Origin of the sequence: Asanoa hainanensis (assembly GCF_900188485.1) — a bacterium.
GTDB classification, from domain to species: Bacteria; Actinomycetota; Actinomycetes; order Mycobacteriales; family Micromonosporaceae; genus Asanoa; species Asanoa hainanensis.
On the sequence record NZ_FZPH01000001.1, the window covers coordinates 339,298 to 357,464 of the forward strand.

Annotated in this window: 14 protein-coding genes; 5 read left to right on the forward strand and 9 right to left on the reverse strand. The window is 71.5% G+C overall.

Annotated features, from left to right (window positions below):
• Window positions 1-7: 7 nt before the first annotated feature.
• From CHC05_RS01615 to CHC05_RS01625, 3 genes are read left to right on the forward strand one after another with little or no spacing between them, the layout of a single operon-like run.
• Window positions 8-688, forward strand: a complete 681-nt coding sequence (locus CHC05_RS01615) for a cysteine hydrolase family protein (protein WP_089243849.1) — start codon at window positions 8-10, stop codon at window positions 686-688.
• A complete protein-coding gene (locus tag CHC05_RS01620) occupies window positions 685-2,256 on the forward strand; it encodes a regulator (protein WP_089243851.1) in 1,572 nt (523 codons plus the stop codon). The genes CHC05_RS01615 and CHC05_RS01620 overlap by 4 nt, the downstream gene beginning before the upstream one ends.
• A gap of 6 nt (window positions 2,257-2,262) precedes the next feature.
• Window positions 2,263-2,664 carry an AtzH-like domain-containing protein gene (locus CHC05_RS01625; RefSeq protein WP_089243853.1) on the forward strand — a complete coding sequence of 134 codons (402 nt, stop codon included), beginning with the start codon at window positions 2,263-2,265 and terminating at the stop codon, window positions 2,662-2,664.
• Here CHC05_RS01625 and CHC05_RS01630 read toward each other — a convergent pair.
• Window positions 2,661-3,500, reverse strand: a complete 840-nt coding sequence (locus CHC05_RS01630) for an NmrA family NAD(P)-binding protein (RefSeq protein ID WP_089243855.1) — start codon at window positions 3,498-3,500, stop codon at window positions 2,661-2,663. The two genes, CHC05_RS01625 and CHC05_RS01630, sit on opposite strands and share 4 nt — an antisense overlap.
• Before the next feature lie 68 nt (window positions 3,501-3,568).
• On the reverse strand, window positions 3,569-4,114 hold the full coding sequence (locus tag CHC05_RS01635; protein WP_089244678.1) for a carboxymuconolactone decarboxylase family protein: 546 nt from the start codon (window positions 4,112-4,114) through the stop codon (window positions 3,569-3,571).
• 85 nt (window positions 4,115-4,199) lie between these two features.
• On the opposite strand from CHC05_RS01635, the gene CHC05_RS01640 reads away from it, so the two are divergent.
• Window positions 4,200-5,333: an anhydro-N-acetylmuramic acid kinase gene (locus tag CHC05_RS01640; RefSeq protein WP_089243857.1), complete on the forward strand. Its 1,134-nt coding sequence runs from the start codon at window positions 4,200-4,202 to the stop codon at window positions 5,331-5,333.
• 42 nt (window positions 5,334-5,375) lie between these two features.
• Here the strand turns inward: CHC05_RS01640 and CHC05_RS01645 are convergent, their stop codons facing one another.
• The 7 genes from CHC05_RS01645 to CHC05_RS01675 form a co-directional block, all read right to left on the reverse strand.
• Window positions 5,376-9,347, reverse strand: a complete 3,972-nt coding sequence (locus CHC05_RS01645) for a ThuA domain-containing protein (RefSeq protein WP_179266009.1) — start codon at window positions 9,345-9,347, stop codon at window positions 5,376-5,378.
• Window positions 9,348-9,385: 38 nt separating this feature from the next.
• Entirely contained in the window at window positions 9,386-10,579 is a 1,194-nt protein-coding gene (locus CHC05_RS01650) for a multicopper oxidase domain-containing protein (RefSeq protein ID WP_218824384.1), read from the reverse strand.
• A gap of 15 nt (window positions 10,580-10,594) precedes the next feature.
• Window positions 10,595-13,693 carry an OmpL47-type beta-barrel domain-containing protein gene (locus tag CHC05_RS01655; protein WP_425426696.1) on the reverse strand — a complete coding sequence of 1,033 codons (3,099 nt, stop codon included), beginning with the start codon at window positions 13,691-13,693 and terminating at the stop codon, window positions 10,595-10,597.
• Between the two features lie 317 nt (window positions 13,694-14,010).
• On the reverse strand, window positions 14,011-14,637 hold the full coding sequence (locus tag CHC05_RS01660; RefSeq protein ID WP_089243861.1) for a LysE family translocator: 627 nt from the start codon (window positions 14,635-14,637) through the stop codon (window positions 14,011-14,013).
• A 9-nt stretch (window positions 14,638-14,646) separates the two neighbouring features.
• Window positions 14,647-15,192, reverse strand: coding sequence for a DUF4232 domain-containing protein (locus CHC05_RS01665; protein WP_089243863.1), 546 nt, complete (start codon window positions 15,190-15,192; stop codon window positions 14,647-14,649).
• Window positions 15,189-16,115, reverse strand: coding sequence for an MBL fold metallo-hydrolase (locus tag CHC05_RS01670; RefSeq protein WP_245870611.1), 927 nt, complete (start codon window positions 16,113-16,115; stop codon window positions 15,189-15,191). Before CHC05_RS01670 ends, CHC05_RS01665 begins: the two co-directional genes overlap by 4 nt.
• 149 nt (window positions 16,116-16,264) lie before the next feature.
• A complete protein-coding gene (locus CHC05_RS01675; protein WP_245870612.1) occupies window positions 16,265-17,146 on the reverse strand; it encodes a serine hydrolase in 882 nt (293 codons plus the stop codon).
• Window positions 17,147-17,200: 54 nt separating this feature from the next.
• Between CHC05_RS01675 and CHC05_RS01680 the strand changes: the two genes are divergently transcribed.
• A complete protein-coding gene (locus tag CHC05_RS01680; protein WP_089243869.1) occupies window positions 17,201-18,145 on the forward strand; it encodes a LysR substrate-binding domain-containing protein in 945 nt (314 codons plus the stop codon).
• The last annotated feature ends 22 nt before the right edge of the window (window positions 18,146-18,167 follow it).

The following is an 18,167-nucleotide window of genomic DNA, read 5'->3' on the forward strand; positions in this document are numbered from 1 at the left end:
CGTCGACATGGCCACAGTCCCCGCGCGCCCTGCGCCGTTCCCCTTCGACCCCGACACGACGGCGCTGCTCGTCATCGACATGCAGCGCGACTTCCTCGAACCCGGTGGCTTCGGCGAGACGCTCGGCAACGACGTCGGCCAGCTCCGCCGGGTGATCGCCCCCACCGCCGCGCTGCTGGCCGGGTGCCGCGCGGCCGGGCTGCGGATCATCCACACCCGGGAGGGCCACCTGCCCGACCTGTCCGACTGCCCGCCGGCAAAGCTCCTGCGCGGCGCGCCCGACCTGCGGATCGGTGATCCCGGGCCGAACGGCCGGATCCTGGTGCGCGGCGAGTACGGGCACGACATCGTCGACGAGCTCGCTCCCCTGCCCGGCGAGCCGGTCGTCGACAAGCCCGGCAAGGGCGCCTTCTACGCGACGGAGCTCGCCGAGCTGTTGACCGGCGTACGCAGCCTCGTCGTCGCCGGCGTCACCACCGAGGTCTGCGTGCACACGACCGTGCGCGAGGCCAACGACCGCGGCTTCGAATGCCTGGTGCTGGCCGACTGCGTCGGCTCGTACTTCCCTGACTTCCAGCGCGTCGGCCTGGAGATGATCGCCGCGCAGGGCGGCATCTTCGGCTGGGTCGCCACCTCCACCGAGTTCCTCGCCGCACTCCCCGCCCGGCACCTCGAGGAGATCTCATGAGCCAACCGACGGCCCTCCGGATCCCGTGGTGGGTCCGGGGCGACACCAACGCGTTCTTCGGCTTCGGCGTCAACGTGCTGGTCAACGTCCTCACGCTGACCGGCCTCTGCCTCGGCGTCGTGCACCTGGCCTCCGGCGTCGTCTTCGGCACGATCCTGCCCGCGCTGGGCATCGCGCTGGTATTCGGCAACGTCTACTACACGTACCTCGCGCGCCGGCTGGCCCGGCGGGAGAACCGCACCGACGTGACCGCGCTGCCGTACGGGCCGAGCGTGCCGCACATGTTCATCGTGATCTTCGTGATCATGCTGCCGATCTACCTGCGTACCCAGGACCCGGTGCGGGCCTGGCAGGCCGGGCTGGCGTGGGCGTTCATCATCGGCGTCATCGTGCTGATCGGCGCGTTCGTCGGCCCGTACATCCGGAAATGGACGCCCCGGGCGGCCCTGCTCGGCACCCTGGCCGGCATCTCGGTCACCTTCATCTCGATGAACCCCGCGGCACAGATGTGGGCGGCGGCCTGGATCGCGCTGCCCGTGCTGGCCCTGCTGCTGGTCGGCCTGCTCACCGACGTGAAGCTGCCCGGCAACATCCCGATCGGCCTGGCCGCCCTGCTGCTCGGCACGGCGATCGGCTGGATCGGCGGCTTCATGTCGGTGCCGGACGTCTCGGCGGCGGCCCGCGACATCGCGATCGCGGTGCCGGACCTGCGTCTCGGGCTGCTGCTCGACGGGCTCGGCGACATGGCGCCGCTGCTGGCGACCGCGATCCCGCTGGGCGTCTACAACTTCACGGAGGCGATGACCAACGTGGAGTCGGCGGCCACGGCGGGCGACAACTACAACCTGCGCAGCGTGCTGCTGGCCGACGGGTTCGGCGCCATCGTCGGTTCGGCGCTCGGCTCGCCGTTCCCGCCGGCCGTCTACGTCGGGCACCCGGGCTGGAAGGCGGCCGGCGGCCGCACCGGCTACTCGATGGCCACCGGCGTGGTGATCGCGCTGCTCTGCTTCTTCGGGCTGTTCGGGTTGCTGGGCGCCGTCTTCCCGACACCGGCGATCGTGCCCATCCTGCTCTACATCGGACTGCTGATCGGCGCGCAGGCCTTCCAGGCCTCGCCCAGGGCGCACGCCCCGGCGGTGGTCGCGGCGCTCGTGCCGAACATCGCGGCCTGGGCGACCGGGCAGATGGACAACGCGCTCGCCGCGGCGGGGACGACCGCGCTCCAGGTGGGCGACGCGGCGCTGCAGGGCGCCGGCGTCTTCTACCACGGGCTGATGGTGCTCGGTCAGGGCGCGATCTTGGCCGGTCTCGTGCTCGGCGCGATCGTGGCCTTCATTATCGACAAGCGGTTCCTGCACGCGGCGGCGTTCGCGCTCGCCGGGTCGCTGCTGTCGTTCGTGGGCCTGATCCACGGCGAGAAGGTCGAGTGGAACGCGAACGGCCAGGTGGCGCTGGGCTACCTGTTCGTGGCCGGGGTCTGCGCCCTGGTCGCCCTCGGCCGCCGCCCGGAACCCGTCGTCGTGGCGGAGCCGGCGGAAGCACCGGAACCGGTCGCGGCGAAGGTCTGACCCGGCATGGAGATCGACCGTCCCGACATCGTGGCGGAGGTCGCCGTCGCCTTCGCCGCCTACGAGGCCGCCCTGGTCGGCGCCGACCCGGACGCCGTCGTGGACTTCTTCTGGGACTCCGCCGCCGTCGTCCGCTTCGGCGTCGCCGACCACCAGGTCGGCGCCGCCGAACAGCGGACGTGGCGGCGGGCCCAGCCCCCACTGCCACCCGGCCGCACCCTGCACGACACGCGGATCACCGCCTTCGGCCCGGACACGGCCGTGGTGACAACGTTCTTCGGCTACCCGGGCGACCCGGCGGTCGGGCGACAGACCCAGACGTGGGTACGGCTGCCGGAAGGCTGGCGGATCGTCTCGGCGCACGTGTCGATGGAGGCCACCCGTCTGGTCAGCCCGCGTCTGCTCTAGGACCAGGCGCCGGTCGCGGCGGTGTCGCGGGCGTAGTCGGCGAAGTCGCGTGGTTCCCGGCCCAGGGCTGCCCGGACGCCGTCCGTGGTGTGCACGTTACGGCCGTCGAGCACCTCGCCGAACAGGTAGGTGATCAGCGCGACCTCGTCGTCCGCCAGGCCGTAGCCGCGTAGCTCCTCGGCGTAGGCCGGCACCGGGACGGGAACGAAGGTGACCTCGCGGCCGCCGGCCTTCGAGATCTCCGCGGCGGCCTCGGCGAAAGTCAGCGCCCGCGGCCCGGTCACCTCGTAGACGCGACCCGACGGCGCCGAGCCCGTCAGCGCGGCCACCGCCACGTCGGCGATGTCGTCGCAGTCGACGAACGGCTCGGGCACGTCGCCGGCCGGCAGCACCAGGGTGCCGGAGCGCACGCCGTCGGCCATGAACGCCTCGCTGAAGTTCTGCATGAACCAGCTAGCCCGCACCACGGTCCACGCGCTCCCGGTGCCGGCAACCGCCGCCGCGAACGCCTCCTCGCTGGCCTGCGCCTCCTCCTCGCCGCGCCCGGAGAGCAGCACGAGGTGCTCGACACCGGCCGCCGCCGCGACCCGGGCCAGGGCGGCGAGCACCGCCGGGCTGCCGGGCACGGCGAGGTCCGGGTAGTAGGTGACGTACGCGGCCCGCACGCCTTCGAACGCGGGCGCCCAGGTCGCAGGGTCGCCCCAGTCGAACCGCGGCGTGCCGGTGCGCGAGCCGATCCGCACCGGGACGGCCCGCGCGGTGAGCCGGTCGGCGACCCGCCGCCCGGTCTTACCGGTGCCGCCGATGACGAGAATGGTCTGGTCGTTGGTTGTCATGCCTCGAGTACAGCCGGGATCGGCGTGTGCCTGAATGGCTCAAGCGCTCGCGGGCATAAGCGGGCGTCTCAGTGCGCCACGTAACCCAGCTCCACGACCCGCCGGGCCGACTCCGCGTAGGCGGCCGGGTCCGTCGGGGCGAACGTGGCCAGGCCGTCGACGTAGCGGTTGAACATGCAGAACGCGGCCGCGATCAGCACGGTGTCGTGGATCTCGACGTCGGTGGCGCCCGCCGCCCGGGCCGCGTCGACGAGCACCTCGGTCACCGCCTTGCCGTCGGCGCGCACCGCGGCCGCGATCGCCAGCAGGGCGCGCAGCTTCGCCGAGATCGGCGCCGTCTCCGGGTGGGCGCGCACCTGCTCGACGAGGATCATGCCGGGCTCGAGCTGCGCCGCCGCGAACGCAGCGTGCGAGTCACGGCAGAACGCGCAGTCGTTGAGCGCGGACACGTGCGAGGCGATGAGCTCCCGCTCGCCACGCGAGAGCGAGTTGGGCGCCACCAGCAGCGCCTCGGCGAGGGCCGACAGCGGCCCGCCCGTCTCCGGCCGGTAGCGCATCAGCCCCACGATGCCGGGCGACTCGTGCTCGTCGAACCCCAGGTCGATATGTGCCATGAGCGCGAAGCCTGCCACGCTCCGGCGCGGCCGTCAGCCCCGTGACCGATTGACGGGCACCACCGCCGGGGAACAGGGTGGGGCGATGCGCGTACTCGGCCTGAGCTCCGGCACCTCGCACGACGGCATCGACGCGGCACTGGTGTCCTTCACCCGGACACCCGACGGCGACGAGCTGCGGGCGCGGTTGCTGCACCACGCCACCACGCCGTACGAGCCGAAGCTGCGCTCCGCGATCCGCAAGGCGCTGCCGCCCGGGAAGGTCGGGCTCGGCGCCGTCTGCGCGCTCGACACCCGGCTCGGTCAGGCGTTCGCCGGCGCCGCGACCGCCGTGCTGGACGCGGCCGGCCCGGCCGACCTGGTCTGCTCGCACGGGCAGACCATCTTCCACGCCGCCACCGACGGGACGCTCCAGCTCGGCCAGCCCGCCTGGATCGCGGAGCGCACCGGGCTGCCGGTCGTCGCCGACGTGCGGGTGCGCGACGTCGCGGCCGGCGGGCAGGGCGCGCCGTTCGTGCCCGTGCTCGACCTGATGCTGCTCGCCGGGCGCGAGGGCCGGTGGGGCGCGGTCAACCTCGGCGGGATCGCCAACCTCACCGTGGCGGTGCCGGGCGAGGTGACGGCGTACGACACCGGGCCCGGCAACGCCCTGATCGACGCCGCCGCCCTCGCGGTGACCGGTGAGCCCTACGACCGTGGCGGTGCGCTGGCCGCCACCGGCACCGTGCGGTCCGAGCTGCTGGACCGGCTGCTGGTCGAGCCCTACTACGCACGGACGCCGCCGAAGTCGACGGGCAAGGAGCTGTTCTCGGCGGCCTACCTGGACGGTGCGGGCGGCTACCCGCCGGCCGACCTGCTGGCCACGCTGACCGAGCTGACGGCGGCCACGGTCGCCGCCGAGCTGCGCCGGCACCGGCTCGACCACGTGCTGCTCTCCGGCGGTGGCGTGCACAACCGCACGCTGCTCGACCGGCTCGCCGCCCGCGCGCCCAAAACCACCGTGCACCGCTCCGAGGAGCTCGGGCTGCCGGCCGACGCGAAGGAGGCCGTGCTGTTCGCCCTCGTCGGCTGGCTGACCTGGCACGGTCTCCCCGGTGCGGTGCCGTCCGCGACGGGTGCGCGCGGGCCGCGGGTGGCCGGATCGATCACGCCCGGCGCGCAGCCGTTGCAGCTTCCGCACCCGATGGAGAACATGCCGAAACGGCTGGAAATGCAGTGACCGGGTACGGGCCGAAGCCCGTACCCGGTCAGCTGAAAGAGATCAGTAGGTGCGCACGCGCACGTTGCGGATCTCGATCAGGTCGTTGGTGCCGTGGTTCTGCAGACCGATGAAGCCACTGACGAACTGCCGCAGGTCGGTCGGGGGGTCACCCGCCCGCGACGAGTTCTTGCCCGGCGTGTTGTCGAACTCGTTGATCACCACGCCGTTGCGGATCATCGTGTAGTGCTGGCCGACCACGCGGATCTCGTAGTCGTTCCAGACACCCTTGGGGGTGGGCCCGGCCTGCGACAGGTTGTTCGGGTCGAAGTTGTAGACCGAGCCGGTCTTCTGCACCTCGCCCGTCTCGCCGTCGTAGATCTGGATCTCGTGGCCGCAGAAGATCGCGACCCAGGCCTGGGACGACCGCGCCGAACCGACCGTGCCACAGGTGCCCGGCGGGCGTTGCTCCAGCGGGGTACGCGGGTCCGGGAATCGGACGAACACGCCACCGTTGGCCCGTACGTTGTCGGGTGAGACGTCCTTGAACTGGATCTTGATCGAGTAGTCCGCGAACTCCTGGTCCGCGTACCACAGCATGCCCAGGCCGCCGCTGCTGCGGATCGAGCCGTCCGGCCGCAGGCCGAACGAGCCACCGGGTGCCTGCCGCCAGCCGGCCAGCGAGTACGCCGTGCCGTTGAACAGCGTCTGGTAGCCGTTGGTGGCACCGATCGGCGACTGGGTGCCGGTCCGCCGCAGCGTGTTGGCCTCCTGGTTGTCGACGACGTGGGCCGCCGTGAGCTCCGCGATCACCGTTTCCAGGTGGTCGGCGAAGGAACCACGGTTGGGCCAGGTCGTCTCGTCGTCGATCAGGTCGTTGATCGTGCAGCCGCCGCCGACCTGCCGGTTGGCGACACCGCTGTCGGTCTCCAGGAAGTAGACCGTCGGACGGGCGTCGGCCGCGACACACCCGGCGGTGACCGGGATGCTCGACTCGACGACCTCACCGTCGGCGTACGTCACCTTGAGCTTGGCGGTGAAGGTGCCGTAGCGCTTGTAGGTGTGCTTCGGGTGCGGCGCCGTGGAGCCCTTGGTGCCGTCACCGAAGTCCCAGTCCCAGGCGACGCCACCGACCCTGTTGCTGGAGAAGTCGATGGTGCGCGGCGTGCTCGGGGTCGCCGAGATCGCCGTGGCCAGACCCGGGTTCGGGGTCGCCTGGCCACCGGTGTAGGTGATCCGGATCAGCTTCTGGTTGCTGTGCAGGCTGAAGAAGCCGCCGGCGTAGTCGAGCATGTAGAGCGCGCCGTCCGGGCCGAACTTGGCGTCCATCCAGGACTGGAGCTGGGTCTGCCCGTTGGTGCCGCCCGGGATGATCCGCCGCAGGTCCTCGGCGAAGGCCGGTGCGCCGGCCTGTGCCGCCGTGTCCGGGTTGACCGTGACGGCCACGCGGTTGTTGGCGTTGGACTGGTCACCGATGAACCACTTGTTGTCCCAGTACGCCGGCCAGGCCACGCCGCTGTTCACGTCGACGTTCGCGAGGTGGTAGGTCGGACCGTCCATGATGGCCTGACCGCCGCCGCTGAGGTACGGCTGGGTGTAGGTGGTCTCGGACTGCACGTAGGTCGGCAGGCCGCTGCCGTCGGTCCGCTTCGGGAAGACCGGTCCACCGCCCTGGGGCGAGTACCAGATCATGTTGTTGCGGATCGGCGGGAGGTTGACCAGACCGGTGTTGCGGGGCGACTCGTTCTTCGGGTTGTCGCAGTCGTACCACCCGGTGAGCTGGGTCGCGTCGGTCGTGCTGCGGTCACGGTACGGCTGCCGGTTGCCCATGCAGTACGGCCAGCCGTGGTTGCCGGCCTGGGTGATGACGGTCGCCGTCTCGTACTTGGCCGGGCCGAGCTCCGGGCTGGGAGCGCCGGCGTCCGGGCCGACCCACGCGGCGGTGAGCCAGTCGTTGACCGGGTCCCAGGCGATCCGGGCGATGTTGCGCACGCCCATCACGTAGATCTCCGGACGGGCCTTCCCGCCACCGCCCTCGAGGCCGGTGAACAGGTTGCCGTCGGGGATGGTGTACGTACCGTCGGCCTCCGGGTGGATCCGGATGATCTTGCCGTTGAGGTCGTTGGTGTTACCTGCGGTGCGGCGCGCGTCCTGGAAGGAGGTGCCCGCGAACTCCTGCGTCCAGTTGTTGCCGGAGTAGCCGTCGGAGCCACCGGACGAGTTGCTGTCACCGGAGCCGATGAACAGGTTGCCCGACTCGTCGAAGGTCATGCCGCCACCGGCGTGGCAGCAGCTGTGGATCTGGGTGTCCCAGTGCAGCAGGTCCTTGCGGGTGCCCTGGTCGATGGTCTGCGCGGCCTTGTCGTAGGTGAACCGCGAGACCGTCCGCTGGCCGATCCGCTTCTCGCGGTCGATCGACTCGTGCGGCATCCAGTAGACGTAGACCCAGCCGTTCTCGGCGAACTTCGGGTCGAGCGTGATGCCGACCAGACCCTCTTCGTTCTTGACGAGCTCGCTGCCGCTGCCCCGGTTGCCCATCACCTTGAGCGTGGTGAGGAGCTTGACCGCCTTGGTACGCGGGTCCCAGGAGTGGATCGTGCCGCAGCCGAGGCCGACGTTGGGGTTGTTCCAGTCGACGATCGGGCCCGACGGGCAGGCCGCCTTGCCGATGTAGAACACGGTGCCGTCCGGCGCGATGGTCAGGCCGTGCGGCTCACCGATCTGGTCGAGCTGGCCGGGCTGGTTCGCCGCGGTCAGCCGCTCGACCTTGTAGTTCGCCGCGATGGTCGCCTGGCAGTCACCGCGCACGAGGCCGGTGGTCCACTTGATCGCGCCGAGCAGGTGGCCGAGGAACCTGGTGTCGGTGGTGTAGCTGGCGTCGGTGCGGCCCATCCCGGTGTAGAAGGAGCGGCCGCCGTCGTAGTCGCGGCACCAGGAGATCGGGTGGAACGCGCCGTTGCCGGACAGGCCGGCGTTGTACGTGTTCTCCTGCACCTGGGCGATGGTGTGCACGGTCCCGGTCGGGTTCGGGTCCCAGTTGATCCACTGGTCCGAGCGGGTCCAGGTCAGCGGCAGGCCGTCGTTGGCCGGGTGCTGGCGGTCGGTCAGGCTGACCGTCGCCTGTTGCACGTTGGCTTCCGGCGGCGGGCCTGCGTCCGGGCCGATCAGGAACAGCTCGGCGAGCTGGATGATCGGCTCACCGCTGTTGGCCGAGACGTCCAGCCGGTAGTACTGGTAGGCGGTGGTGTTCGTGAACGTGTACTGCTTGGTCAGGAACCGCTGGTCGAACGTCTGACCGGTGCGGGTGTCCAGGTCGGTCCAGGCCTGGCCGTCGTTGGAGCCCTGCAGCTTCCAGTCCCGCGGGTCGCGGCCCTGGAAGTCGTTGGCCGAGGTGAGCGCGTACCGGTTGATCACCGTCGGGGCGGCGAGCTTGCCCTGCGCCCAGCCGGTGCGGGCGAAGGTCAGCCACTTGGTGCCGGTGCGGCCGTCAAAGAGCTGGGCCACACCCTCGTTCGGGGTGTTCTGGGCACTGGCCGCCGACTCGACGACCTTCTCGGCGTTCGGCAGGCTCGGCGCCGGCCGGCTGCCGACCAGCCCGGTGAACCACTCCGAGGCCGGCTGCGCGCGGACCGCGTCGTGGACGCCGACGAAGCCGCCGCCACCCTTGACGTACGCCTGGAAGGCCGCCTCCTGCGCGTCGTCGAGCGTGACGCCGTTGGCGGACAGGAAGACGACGCCGCGGTACTTGGCGAGGTTGTCCTTGTTGAAGTCGGCCGGGTTGCTGGACACCCGGACGGTGAAGCCGTTCTCGTTGCCGAGCTTGCGCACGGCGGCGACCGCCTTGGTGACCGGGTCGTCCTGCTGCTCGACCGGGCCGTGGAAGACGAGCACGTTGACCGCGTTGGCGCCCCAGGTCGGTGCCGCTGCCGCGGCGGCCGGTGGGGATCCCGGTCCCGTCATGATGCCGAGCGTGAGCACGGCCGCCGAGGCCAGCGCTATCGCGCGGCGCAATCTCGGCCGCTGTCGATGGGCCATTCCTGCTCCTTCGTGAGGCTCCCGGAATCCTGTGGTCATCACGTCCCGCTCCCCTGGTGACCGGCGTGCGCGGCCGGGGCACCCGCCGCCGACACCGGCGCGTGGTCGGCGCTGTGCGGTGCGAGGGTGCCGTCGGGGTTGAGGACGTGCAGCATCGTGGCCATGCCCTGGTCGGAGTGGAACTGCATGTGGCAGTGCAGCATCCAGTTGCCCGCGCCGACCGAGTCACCGGCGACGACCTGCACCCCGAACGAGTCGCCGGGGCCGAGCGTCTTGTTGTCGATGACCGGCACCGAGTCGACCAGCGCCTTGTTGGTGCCGTCGAGCATCCCGGTGCGGGTGTCCGCCCAGGAGTGCCCGTGCAGGTGGAAGGTGTGCATGTCGTTGCCCATGCCGACCACCAGGAACTCGACCCGCTCGCCCTTCTTCGCGATCAGGCAGGTCGGGCCGGGCACCGGGTTGACCGGGTCACAGGTGTCGGTCGCGGCACCCCGGCGCAGGTTGATCGACTGCAGGTCGCCGAAGACGGTCACGTACGTCCGGTCGGGGCGCACGTCGCCCTGCCGCCGCACCACCAGCCCACCGAAGAGGCCCGAGCTCAGCCCCCGCGTGCCGTGGGAGGTGCCGACCATGTGGTCGTGGTACCACCAGTAGCCGGCCGTGCCCTGCGCTCCCGTGCTGGGGTTGCGGGGCTTGGCGAACCAGATGTACGTGCGCTGGCCGCCCGGCGGCACCCACGAGTCCGTGTGGATGGTGCCGTCGGAGGTCGGCGTGTACTTGACGCCGTGGGTGTGCAGCGAGACGCCGAGCGGCAGGTTGGGGTCCTGCCGCAGCGCCGCGAGCGTCGCCTCGGGCACCTGGTTGTGCAACGTGATCGCGAGGCACTCCCCCTCGATCATCTCGATCAGCGGTCCCGGGTACGAGGCCGTCTCCGGGGTCAGGCCGTAGCCCAGCCGGATCTGGGTGCCCTCCTTGGGCAGCTCGACCGCGTACAGCTGGATCCGCCGGTCGGGTTGGATGCAGCCGTCGGGGCGGTCCCCCGGCGCGAGGGCCGCCAGGGCGGCCTTCTCGGCGGAGATCGCTGCCGGTGCCGCCGCGGGTGCCCCCGGCCCGGCGGCCTGTTGGCCGCCGAACCGGAGGACCCCAGCACCGACCAGCGTCACGGCGAGGATCGCGATGGCCCACATGCGCGGACCACCGACGTGCCCGAAGCGCGTGGTTTCGTTGTCCACTGGTCTGTCCTTTGCTTACGGGGTCAGCGGAGCGATCCGGATGTTGCGGAAGCTGACCGTGTCCGCGGCGCTGTGGTTCTGGAGGCCGATGTAGCCCTCCGCGTTCTGGCGCCCGTCGGTGCCCGGGTCGTCGGCGCGCGGCGGGTTGAACAGCTGGCCAGGACCGTTGGTGAACTGGTTGATCAGCTTGCCGTTGCGGAAGATCGAGTAGTGCTGGCCGACGACCCGGATCTCGTAGTCGTTCCAGGTGCCCTTGGCCGTCACTCCCGCGTCGGCCAGGTTGACCTGGTCGAACCCGTACACCGAGCCGCTCTTGTACTGGTCGCCCGTGGGGCTGTCGAAGATCTGCAGCTCGTGCCCGTACTTGATGGCCACCCACTCCGGCCGCGGCTCCTGCGGGTGCTGGTGCACCTGCGGGAAGCGCACGAAGACGCCGCTGTTGGCCCGGCCGGTGCCCGGAGCGTCGTCCCGCCACTGGAGCTTGATCGAGAAGTCGCCGTACGTGCGGACCGGGAACCAGAGCATGCCCAGGCCGTCGACCGGCTTGCTGGTGATCGAGCCGTCGGCGTTGCGGCGGAAGCCACCGGCGCCGACCTGCTCCCAGAGCTTGAACGAGGCGGCCTTGGTGTCCAGCAGCGGCGCGTAGCCCTGCACCGCCTCGGACTTGCCCACATTGGACTCACGGGCCTCGCGGACGAGACCGTTGCGGTCCCGCAGCGGGATCAGCGAGCGCTGGTGCCAGCGGTCGGCGAGCGCCGTGACGTGGTCGACGAACTCCGCGGTGCTGGCCCACGGGGACTCGTCGAGCACCAGGTCGTTGATGCTGCAGCCACCCTCGACGACGCGGTTCGCGACGCCCGAGTTGTGGGTGCCCATCCAGACCGTGGTGCGGTTGTCGGCGACCCGGCAGCTCGGCGGCGGCGGACCGCTCTCCACCACGACGAACGTGGCGGACGCCGTGCTGGACACGTTGCCGGCCCGGTCGGTGGCCCGGTAGGTGAAGGTGTGCGTGCCCGGGGTGTTGATGGTGACCGGCCCGGTGTAGACCAGGTAGCCACCACCGTTGACCGCGTACTCCGTGCGCAGCACACCACTGCCGGCGTCGCTCGACGTGAGGGTCACCGTCGCGCTGCCGACGTACGCCCAGCCACTGTTCATCTGGCCGGTGATGGCGGCGTTGACGGTCGGCGGCGTGGTGTCGGCGGTCGCCGAGACGACCCGGAACTGCACGCTGCCCGGCGTCGACGTGTTGCCGGCCCGGTCGGTCGCCCGGTAGCTGACCGTGTGGCTGCCCGGCTGGTTGACGCTGACCGGCGCGGTGTAGGCCGCGTACGGTGCGCCGTCCAGCGAGTACTCCACGGTGGCCACGCCCGAGTCCGTGTCGCTCGCGGTCACGGTGACGGTCGCCGCACCCACGTACGCGCCGGTGTTGTCCCGGTTGCCGGCCACGGTCGCGTTCGCCGTGGGCGCGGTCTGGTCCGGGTTCGGCGCGTCGACGACGGCGAACTGCACGCTGCCCGGCGTCGAGGTGTTGCCGGCCTCGTCGGTGGCCCGGAACGTGACGGTGTGCGCACCGGTCGCGGTGACGGTGACCGGTGCCGTGTACGGCGCGTAGGCGCCGCCGTCGACCGCGTACTCCACGGTGTCCACACCGGACTCCGTGTCGGTGGCGGTGACGGTGACCGTGGCGCTGCCCACGTACGCACCCTGCTCGTTCTGGTCTCCGGCGACCGCGGCGGTCACGGTCGGCGCGGTGGTGTCCCCGCCGGACGCGTCGGCGACGGTGAACTCCACCGTCTCCGGTGCCGAGGTGTTGCCGGCCTCGTCGGTGGCGCGGGCGCTCAGCGTGTGCGCACCCGGCTGGGTCACGGCGACCGGCGCGGTGTAGGCCGCGTAAGGAGCACCGTCGAGTGAGTACTCGACCGTGGCCACGCCGGAGCCCGCGTCGGTGGCGGCGACGGTGACCGTCGCGGTGCCGACGTACGCCCCGTCGCCGTTCTGCTCGCCCGCGACCGTGGCGGTCACCTCGGGCGCGGTGTTGTCCGGGTCCGGCGCGTCGACGACCGCGAAGGCGACCGACTGCGCGCTGGACGTGTTGCCGGCCTCGTCCGTCGCCCGGAACTGCAGCGTGTGCTGCCCGACGGTGTTGACGGTGACCGGCGCGGTGTAGGCGGCGAAGGCGCCGCCGTCCAGCGAGTACTCGACCGAGGCGACCCCGGACTCGGTGTCGGTGGCGGTCACCGTAACGGTGGCGGAGCCGACGTACGCGCCGTTCTCGTCCTGGTCACCGTCGACCGCCGCGGTCACCGTGGGTGCCGTGGTGTCCGGGTCGGACGGTGCGACGACGGTGAACTGGCTGGTCCCGATGGCCGAGGTGTTGCCGGCCACGTCGGTCGCCCGGTAGCGCACCGTGTGCGCGCCGGGGCTGTTGACCGTGACCGGCGCGGAGTAGGTGCCGAACGGGCCGCTGTCGAGCGCGTACTCGACGCGGGCCACGCCGGAGCCGGCGTCGGTCGCGTCGACCGTGACGGTCGCCGCGCCGATGTAGTTGCCGTCGCCGTCGCGGTCGCCGGCGACCTGCGCGCTCACCTCGGGCGCCGTGGTGTCTCCGCCGTTGCCGGTGACCACCAGCAGGCCGGTCATCTGGCCGTGGCCGGGAATCGCGCAGAAGTAGCGGTAGGTGCCCGGGGTCAGGTTCACCTCGACGGTGTGCCGGCCGCCGCTGCCGTCGGACGGGTCCGCCATGATGTTGACGTTGACGTCGCTGTTGTAGCGCGGGTCACCGGTGTCGAAGGTCAGCGTGTGCTGCATCCCGGTGGTGTTGCCGGTCGCCGCGCTGTTCTCGAAGACGATGGTGGTCGGTCCGGCGGTCGCGGTGGTGGGCACCGAGGCGTACGCCTGGAAGCTGTCCGCTGCCGTCCAGGTGAGCACCTGGGCCTGTAGCTGGGGCGCGGCGGCCGAGGCCGGGCTGGTCCCCGAGATGACCCCAGCCAGCACGACGCTGGCCAGCATGGTGGTTACGGCCGCGAACGCGGCGGACGGCCGGGTGAACCGGCCTTGTCCGAGTCTCGTGAGCAGGCGCCTTCGCCTGGAAACAATGGGCATGTCCGGCATACCTTCCGCAAGTCGACCGACGGATGACATGGCAAGGCAGACCTCGCCCGCCCGCTGTCGCGGGTCGGCGATGCCTGGTGGTCGGGGACGTGGGCGTGTGAACGACGCACGAGGTGCACAGCTCGTGACGCCGTTTACATTGATGAAACCTTCTGGTGTGCGACCGACCCTAATCGCTGATCATCAACATGTAAACATCTTTCGATGATGTTGAGCAGACTTTTATCTTCGTGAGCAAAAGTACGGACGATCCTGATCGTTTTGATCTGTTGGTCCACCACGGACAGCGGCGGAGGGCCCTTGTGGACGGCCGTCGGTCAGGCGCTTTCGGCCGCGAGGCGGGCGCCGAAGGCGGTCAGGGCGGCGCCCGTGGCGGCGTCCAGGGCGCGGCGGACCCGGCGGCGGCTCAGCACCCGGTGCACCCGGTGCAGCCCGGCGACGACCAGCAGCGAGTAGAGCAGCCCGAGGGCGGCGTGGGTCAGGGCGAACACCACCAGCACCGCGACCGGGGTGCCCGGGCCGAGGAACTGCGGCAACACCGCCAGGTAGAAGACCAGCACCTTCGGGTTGGTGATGTTGGACAGGAAGCCCTGCCGCCAGCCGGTCCACGCGGTGCCGGTGACGCCCGGGCCGCCTTCGATGGCCGCGTAGTCGCCGCGGACGGCCGAGCGGAACGACTGCGCGGCCAGGTAGAGCAGGTAGCCGATGCCGGCCCACTTGACGGCCTGGAACACCGGCTCGACCCGCACCACGATCGCGCCGAGGCCGGCCACCGCGAGCAGGCCCTGCACCACATTGGACGACGTGATGCCGGCGGCGGTCCACTGACCCTGGCGGCGGCCGCCGACCAGCGTGCTGCGCACCGTCACCGCGAAGTCCGCGCCGGGGATCGCGATGAGCACGATCGCGAAGACCACGAAGGACCCGTACGCGCTCCAGCTCATGATCCGACCTTACCCAGCGTCGGTCCAGGCGTTCACGGCCAGCCGGCCGGTGGTGCCGAGGTCGAGGCCGCCGTCGGGGGTGAGCAGCTGTTCCTTCGCGCCTTTCGTCGGCGCGACCGACAGGTAGGTGGCGATGACGGGGTCACCCGCGGTCACGGTATTACGCCACAGCACGCGGGCGCGTGCCGTGCCGCCAGGTGGGACCGTCACGGCGCGGGCTGGGGCGTCCCAGGAGTCTTTCGCGCTCACCGGCTCCGAGCCGTTGCCGACCGTCACGTCGACCGCGGCGCGCTGGTCGTCGAGCACCCGCACGACCGGGAAGCCGTGGAGGGTGTACGGGCGGGTGCCGCAGTTCTCCAGCACGATGCCCATCGCCCGCAGGCCGGAGGCGGCGTCGACCGGGCCGGCGGTGAGCCTGACGCCGTCGACGCAGGCGGCCGTGGTGGCGGTGGGCGGCGGCGTGGGCGGAAGGGGCGGCGGCCCCGGCGCGTCGCACGCCGCGAGCAGGGCGCCCGCGGACAGCAGCGCGCCGAGGCGCCGGGAGACGGTCGTCATGCGAAGGTGTACGGCTTCAGGTAGTCGGGCAGGACGATCCGGGTGCGCGGTGCGACCCGCCGGATCGAGGTGATCATCGCATCCAGCCGCTCGCGGTCGGCCGGGGCCACCGGCGGCGGGTTCTCCAGTGGCTTCTCGAAGTTGTCCCAGTGCACGGGCACCACGACCGGCGGCTTGCCGAGCGCCTCCAGCAGGCGGGGCACGTACTCGTGGGTGGTGGTCGCCGAGGCCATGGCCACCATCGCGATGTCCGGCCGCATCCCGTCGACGTTGCGGGCGACGAAGTCGCTGGCGCCCATGAAGAACACCGCCGGGCCGTCGCGGACGCTCAGCAGGTAGGCCAGGGTGTCGCCCTCCGGCAGGTCGCCGACCGTGGCCGGCTTGGGCGGTGGGCTCAGCCGCACGCCGGGGATGCCGACCGAGTAGCTGGCGTTGCGGCTGTGCAGCGATCCGGCCACCTCGACGGTGTAGTCGCCGAAGTCGAGCACCTCGCCGCCCTTGACCGGGCCGAGCTGGCCCACGGGGATGCCGGACGCCAGGCCGAGCTGGTAGGTGGTCATGGTCCCGAGCACCCGGGCCTTGGTGCGGATGGCGATGTGGGGCACGTCGTTGAAGTGGTCCCAGTGCGAGTGGGTCACGAGGATCGTCTCGGGGCGGCCGACGTTGGCGTCGACGGTCGCCGTGGCCACCGTCAGCGGCGTCGACAGCACCAGGCCGGTGTCGAACAGGCCGGTCCAGTAGCGGCTGAGGTACGGGTCGACCAGGACGGTCCGGGCACCGATGTCGATCCGCCAGCCGGCGGTGCCGAACCAGCGGAAGGTCGCGGCGCCCGGGCGCCAATCGCGCGGGGCTTTGGCCTGGGCGGGGGTCGCGAGACCGGCCGCCCCCGTGGCGGCCAGTCCGGTGACAGCCGCAGTGCGCAACAGGCCTCGACGGTTGAGTTGTGTCATGGGTTGAGACCCAAGCACCGGCGATCGCTTGGCGTCCAAGATCAAGATCATAAACAGCCGATATGGATACGCGTATCGGTGCTGGTCAGGGCGGTTCCTCGGGCGCCGTCGTGGTGGGAAACTCAGCTCGCCCGCAGCGCTTCGACGGCTGTGCGGGCCGCCTCTCCCATCGCGAGGTCGACGTCGATCCGGCGGAAGTCGAGCTGGTGGGCGCGGGCGAAGATGGCCAGGGCGTAGCGGCCGCCGTCCGGGTATTCGACGACTCCCGCCTCCATGTGCAGGCCGGGCAGCGTGCCGGTCTTGGCGGAGACGCGGACGCCGTTCGGGAAGCCCGAGGCGATCCGGGTGAAGAAGATCTGGCGGGCCATCAGCCCGCGGACCATGGCCGTCGCGGCGGGTGGTCCGGCCTCGTCGCGCCAGATCAGCTCGAGGAGCCGGGTGACCTCGCGGGGCGTGCTGGAGGTGGTCTGGTCCGGGTCGAAGACCCGCATGGCGCGTACCCGGTCGGGGTCCAGGGTTGGGAAGATCTTCACGAACTCCTCGTCGCCGGCCGCGCCGACGTCTTCGTACATCGACTCCAGCAGTTCGCGTGGTCCGCCCGTGATCCGGGTCGAGGTCAGGCCGAGCTCGGCCGCGAGCAGCGGGAGCACGTCCGGGCCGACCCGGCGCAGGAGCAGGTCAGCCGCGGTGTTGTCGGTGAACGACATGGCGAAGTAGGCGAGGTCGCGCAGCGACAGCTCAGCGTCGTCGGCGCAGCCCGCGGTGCCCCAGCCGCCGAGCCGGTCCGCCGCCCGCACGAGCACCCGCTCGGTCGGGTCGAGCTGGCCGGCCGCCGCCTGCCGCGCGAACTCCAGGACCAGCAGCACCTTGAAGATCGAGGCGAGCACCACCCGCTCGTCGGCGCGCACCGACAGCTGGGTGCCGCGGTCGATGTCGACGGCATGCAGCTGCGCGTCCACCCCGACGGCGGCGAAGATTCCGGCGATCCGATCCAGGTCCGACACGGGGACCGACGGTACCGCGCCGCGACTCATATCCGAACGCATATCCTCGGCCGGGTGGACCTAGCCCGGCACCTGCGGCAGTTCCTCGTCGTCGCCGAGGAGCTGCACTTCGGCCGGGCCGCGGACCGGCTGGGCATCGCGCAGCCGCCGCTGAGCCAGGCGATCCAGCGGCTGGAGCGCGAGCTCGGCGTCGAGCTGTTCGACCGCTCCCGGCGCCAGGTCGCGCTGACCGTGGCGGGCCGGCTGCTGTGCGCGGAGGCGCCTTCGCTGCTGTCCGCCGAGGAGCGGATCCGGCTGCTCATGCGCAAGGTCGGCGACGGCGAGCTCGGCACGCTGCGGGCCGGCGTACCGCCGGAGACACCGGCGGTGACGCTGCAGGCGCTGCTGGCCGGAATGGCGTCGCGGGCGCCCGGGCTCGAGGTCGACCTGCACGAGCTGACCAGCGCAGAGCAGCTCCGGATGCTGACCGAGGCCCGGCTCGACGTGGGCCTGGTGCACCACCCCGTCGACGGTTTTGCCGCCGGACCGGTGGTAGCGGTCCGACTCGGGGTAGTGCTCCCCCGCACGGCGTCGCTGGCCCGGCTGCGGGAGGTTTCCCTGGCCGACCTGGCCGGTCACGACCTGGCGATCTTCCCGCGAGCCACGGCACCGGGCTGGTACGACGAGATCCTGGACGCCTGCCGCGACCACGGCTTCCGCCCGACCCGGGTGCGGCACGCCCACAACCCGGACTTCCTGCTGGGCCTGGTACTGGGCCGCCAGTGCGTGGCGTTCGAACCGGAGACCACCGCCCGACGCGAGCCCCGCGTCGCCTGGCGCCCACTCGCCGGCTCGGTGCTGGAACGCCGCACCTCGGCGGTCTGGCCGGACCGCTCACCCCACCCGGCGGCACCGACCTTCGGCGCGGTGGCCGCAGCGATCCTCGCGGGCCCGAACCTGGTCCGGCAGCCGACCGCAGGCCCCGACCGGGTGCAACCGTGGTCAGTCGTCTACCCCTAACTCACCTTGTTTCCGCGACAAG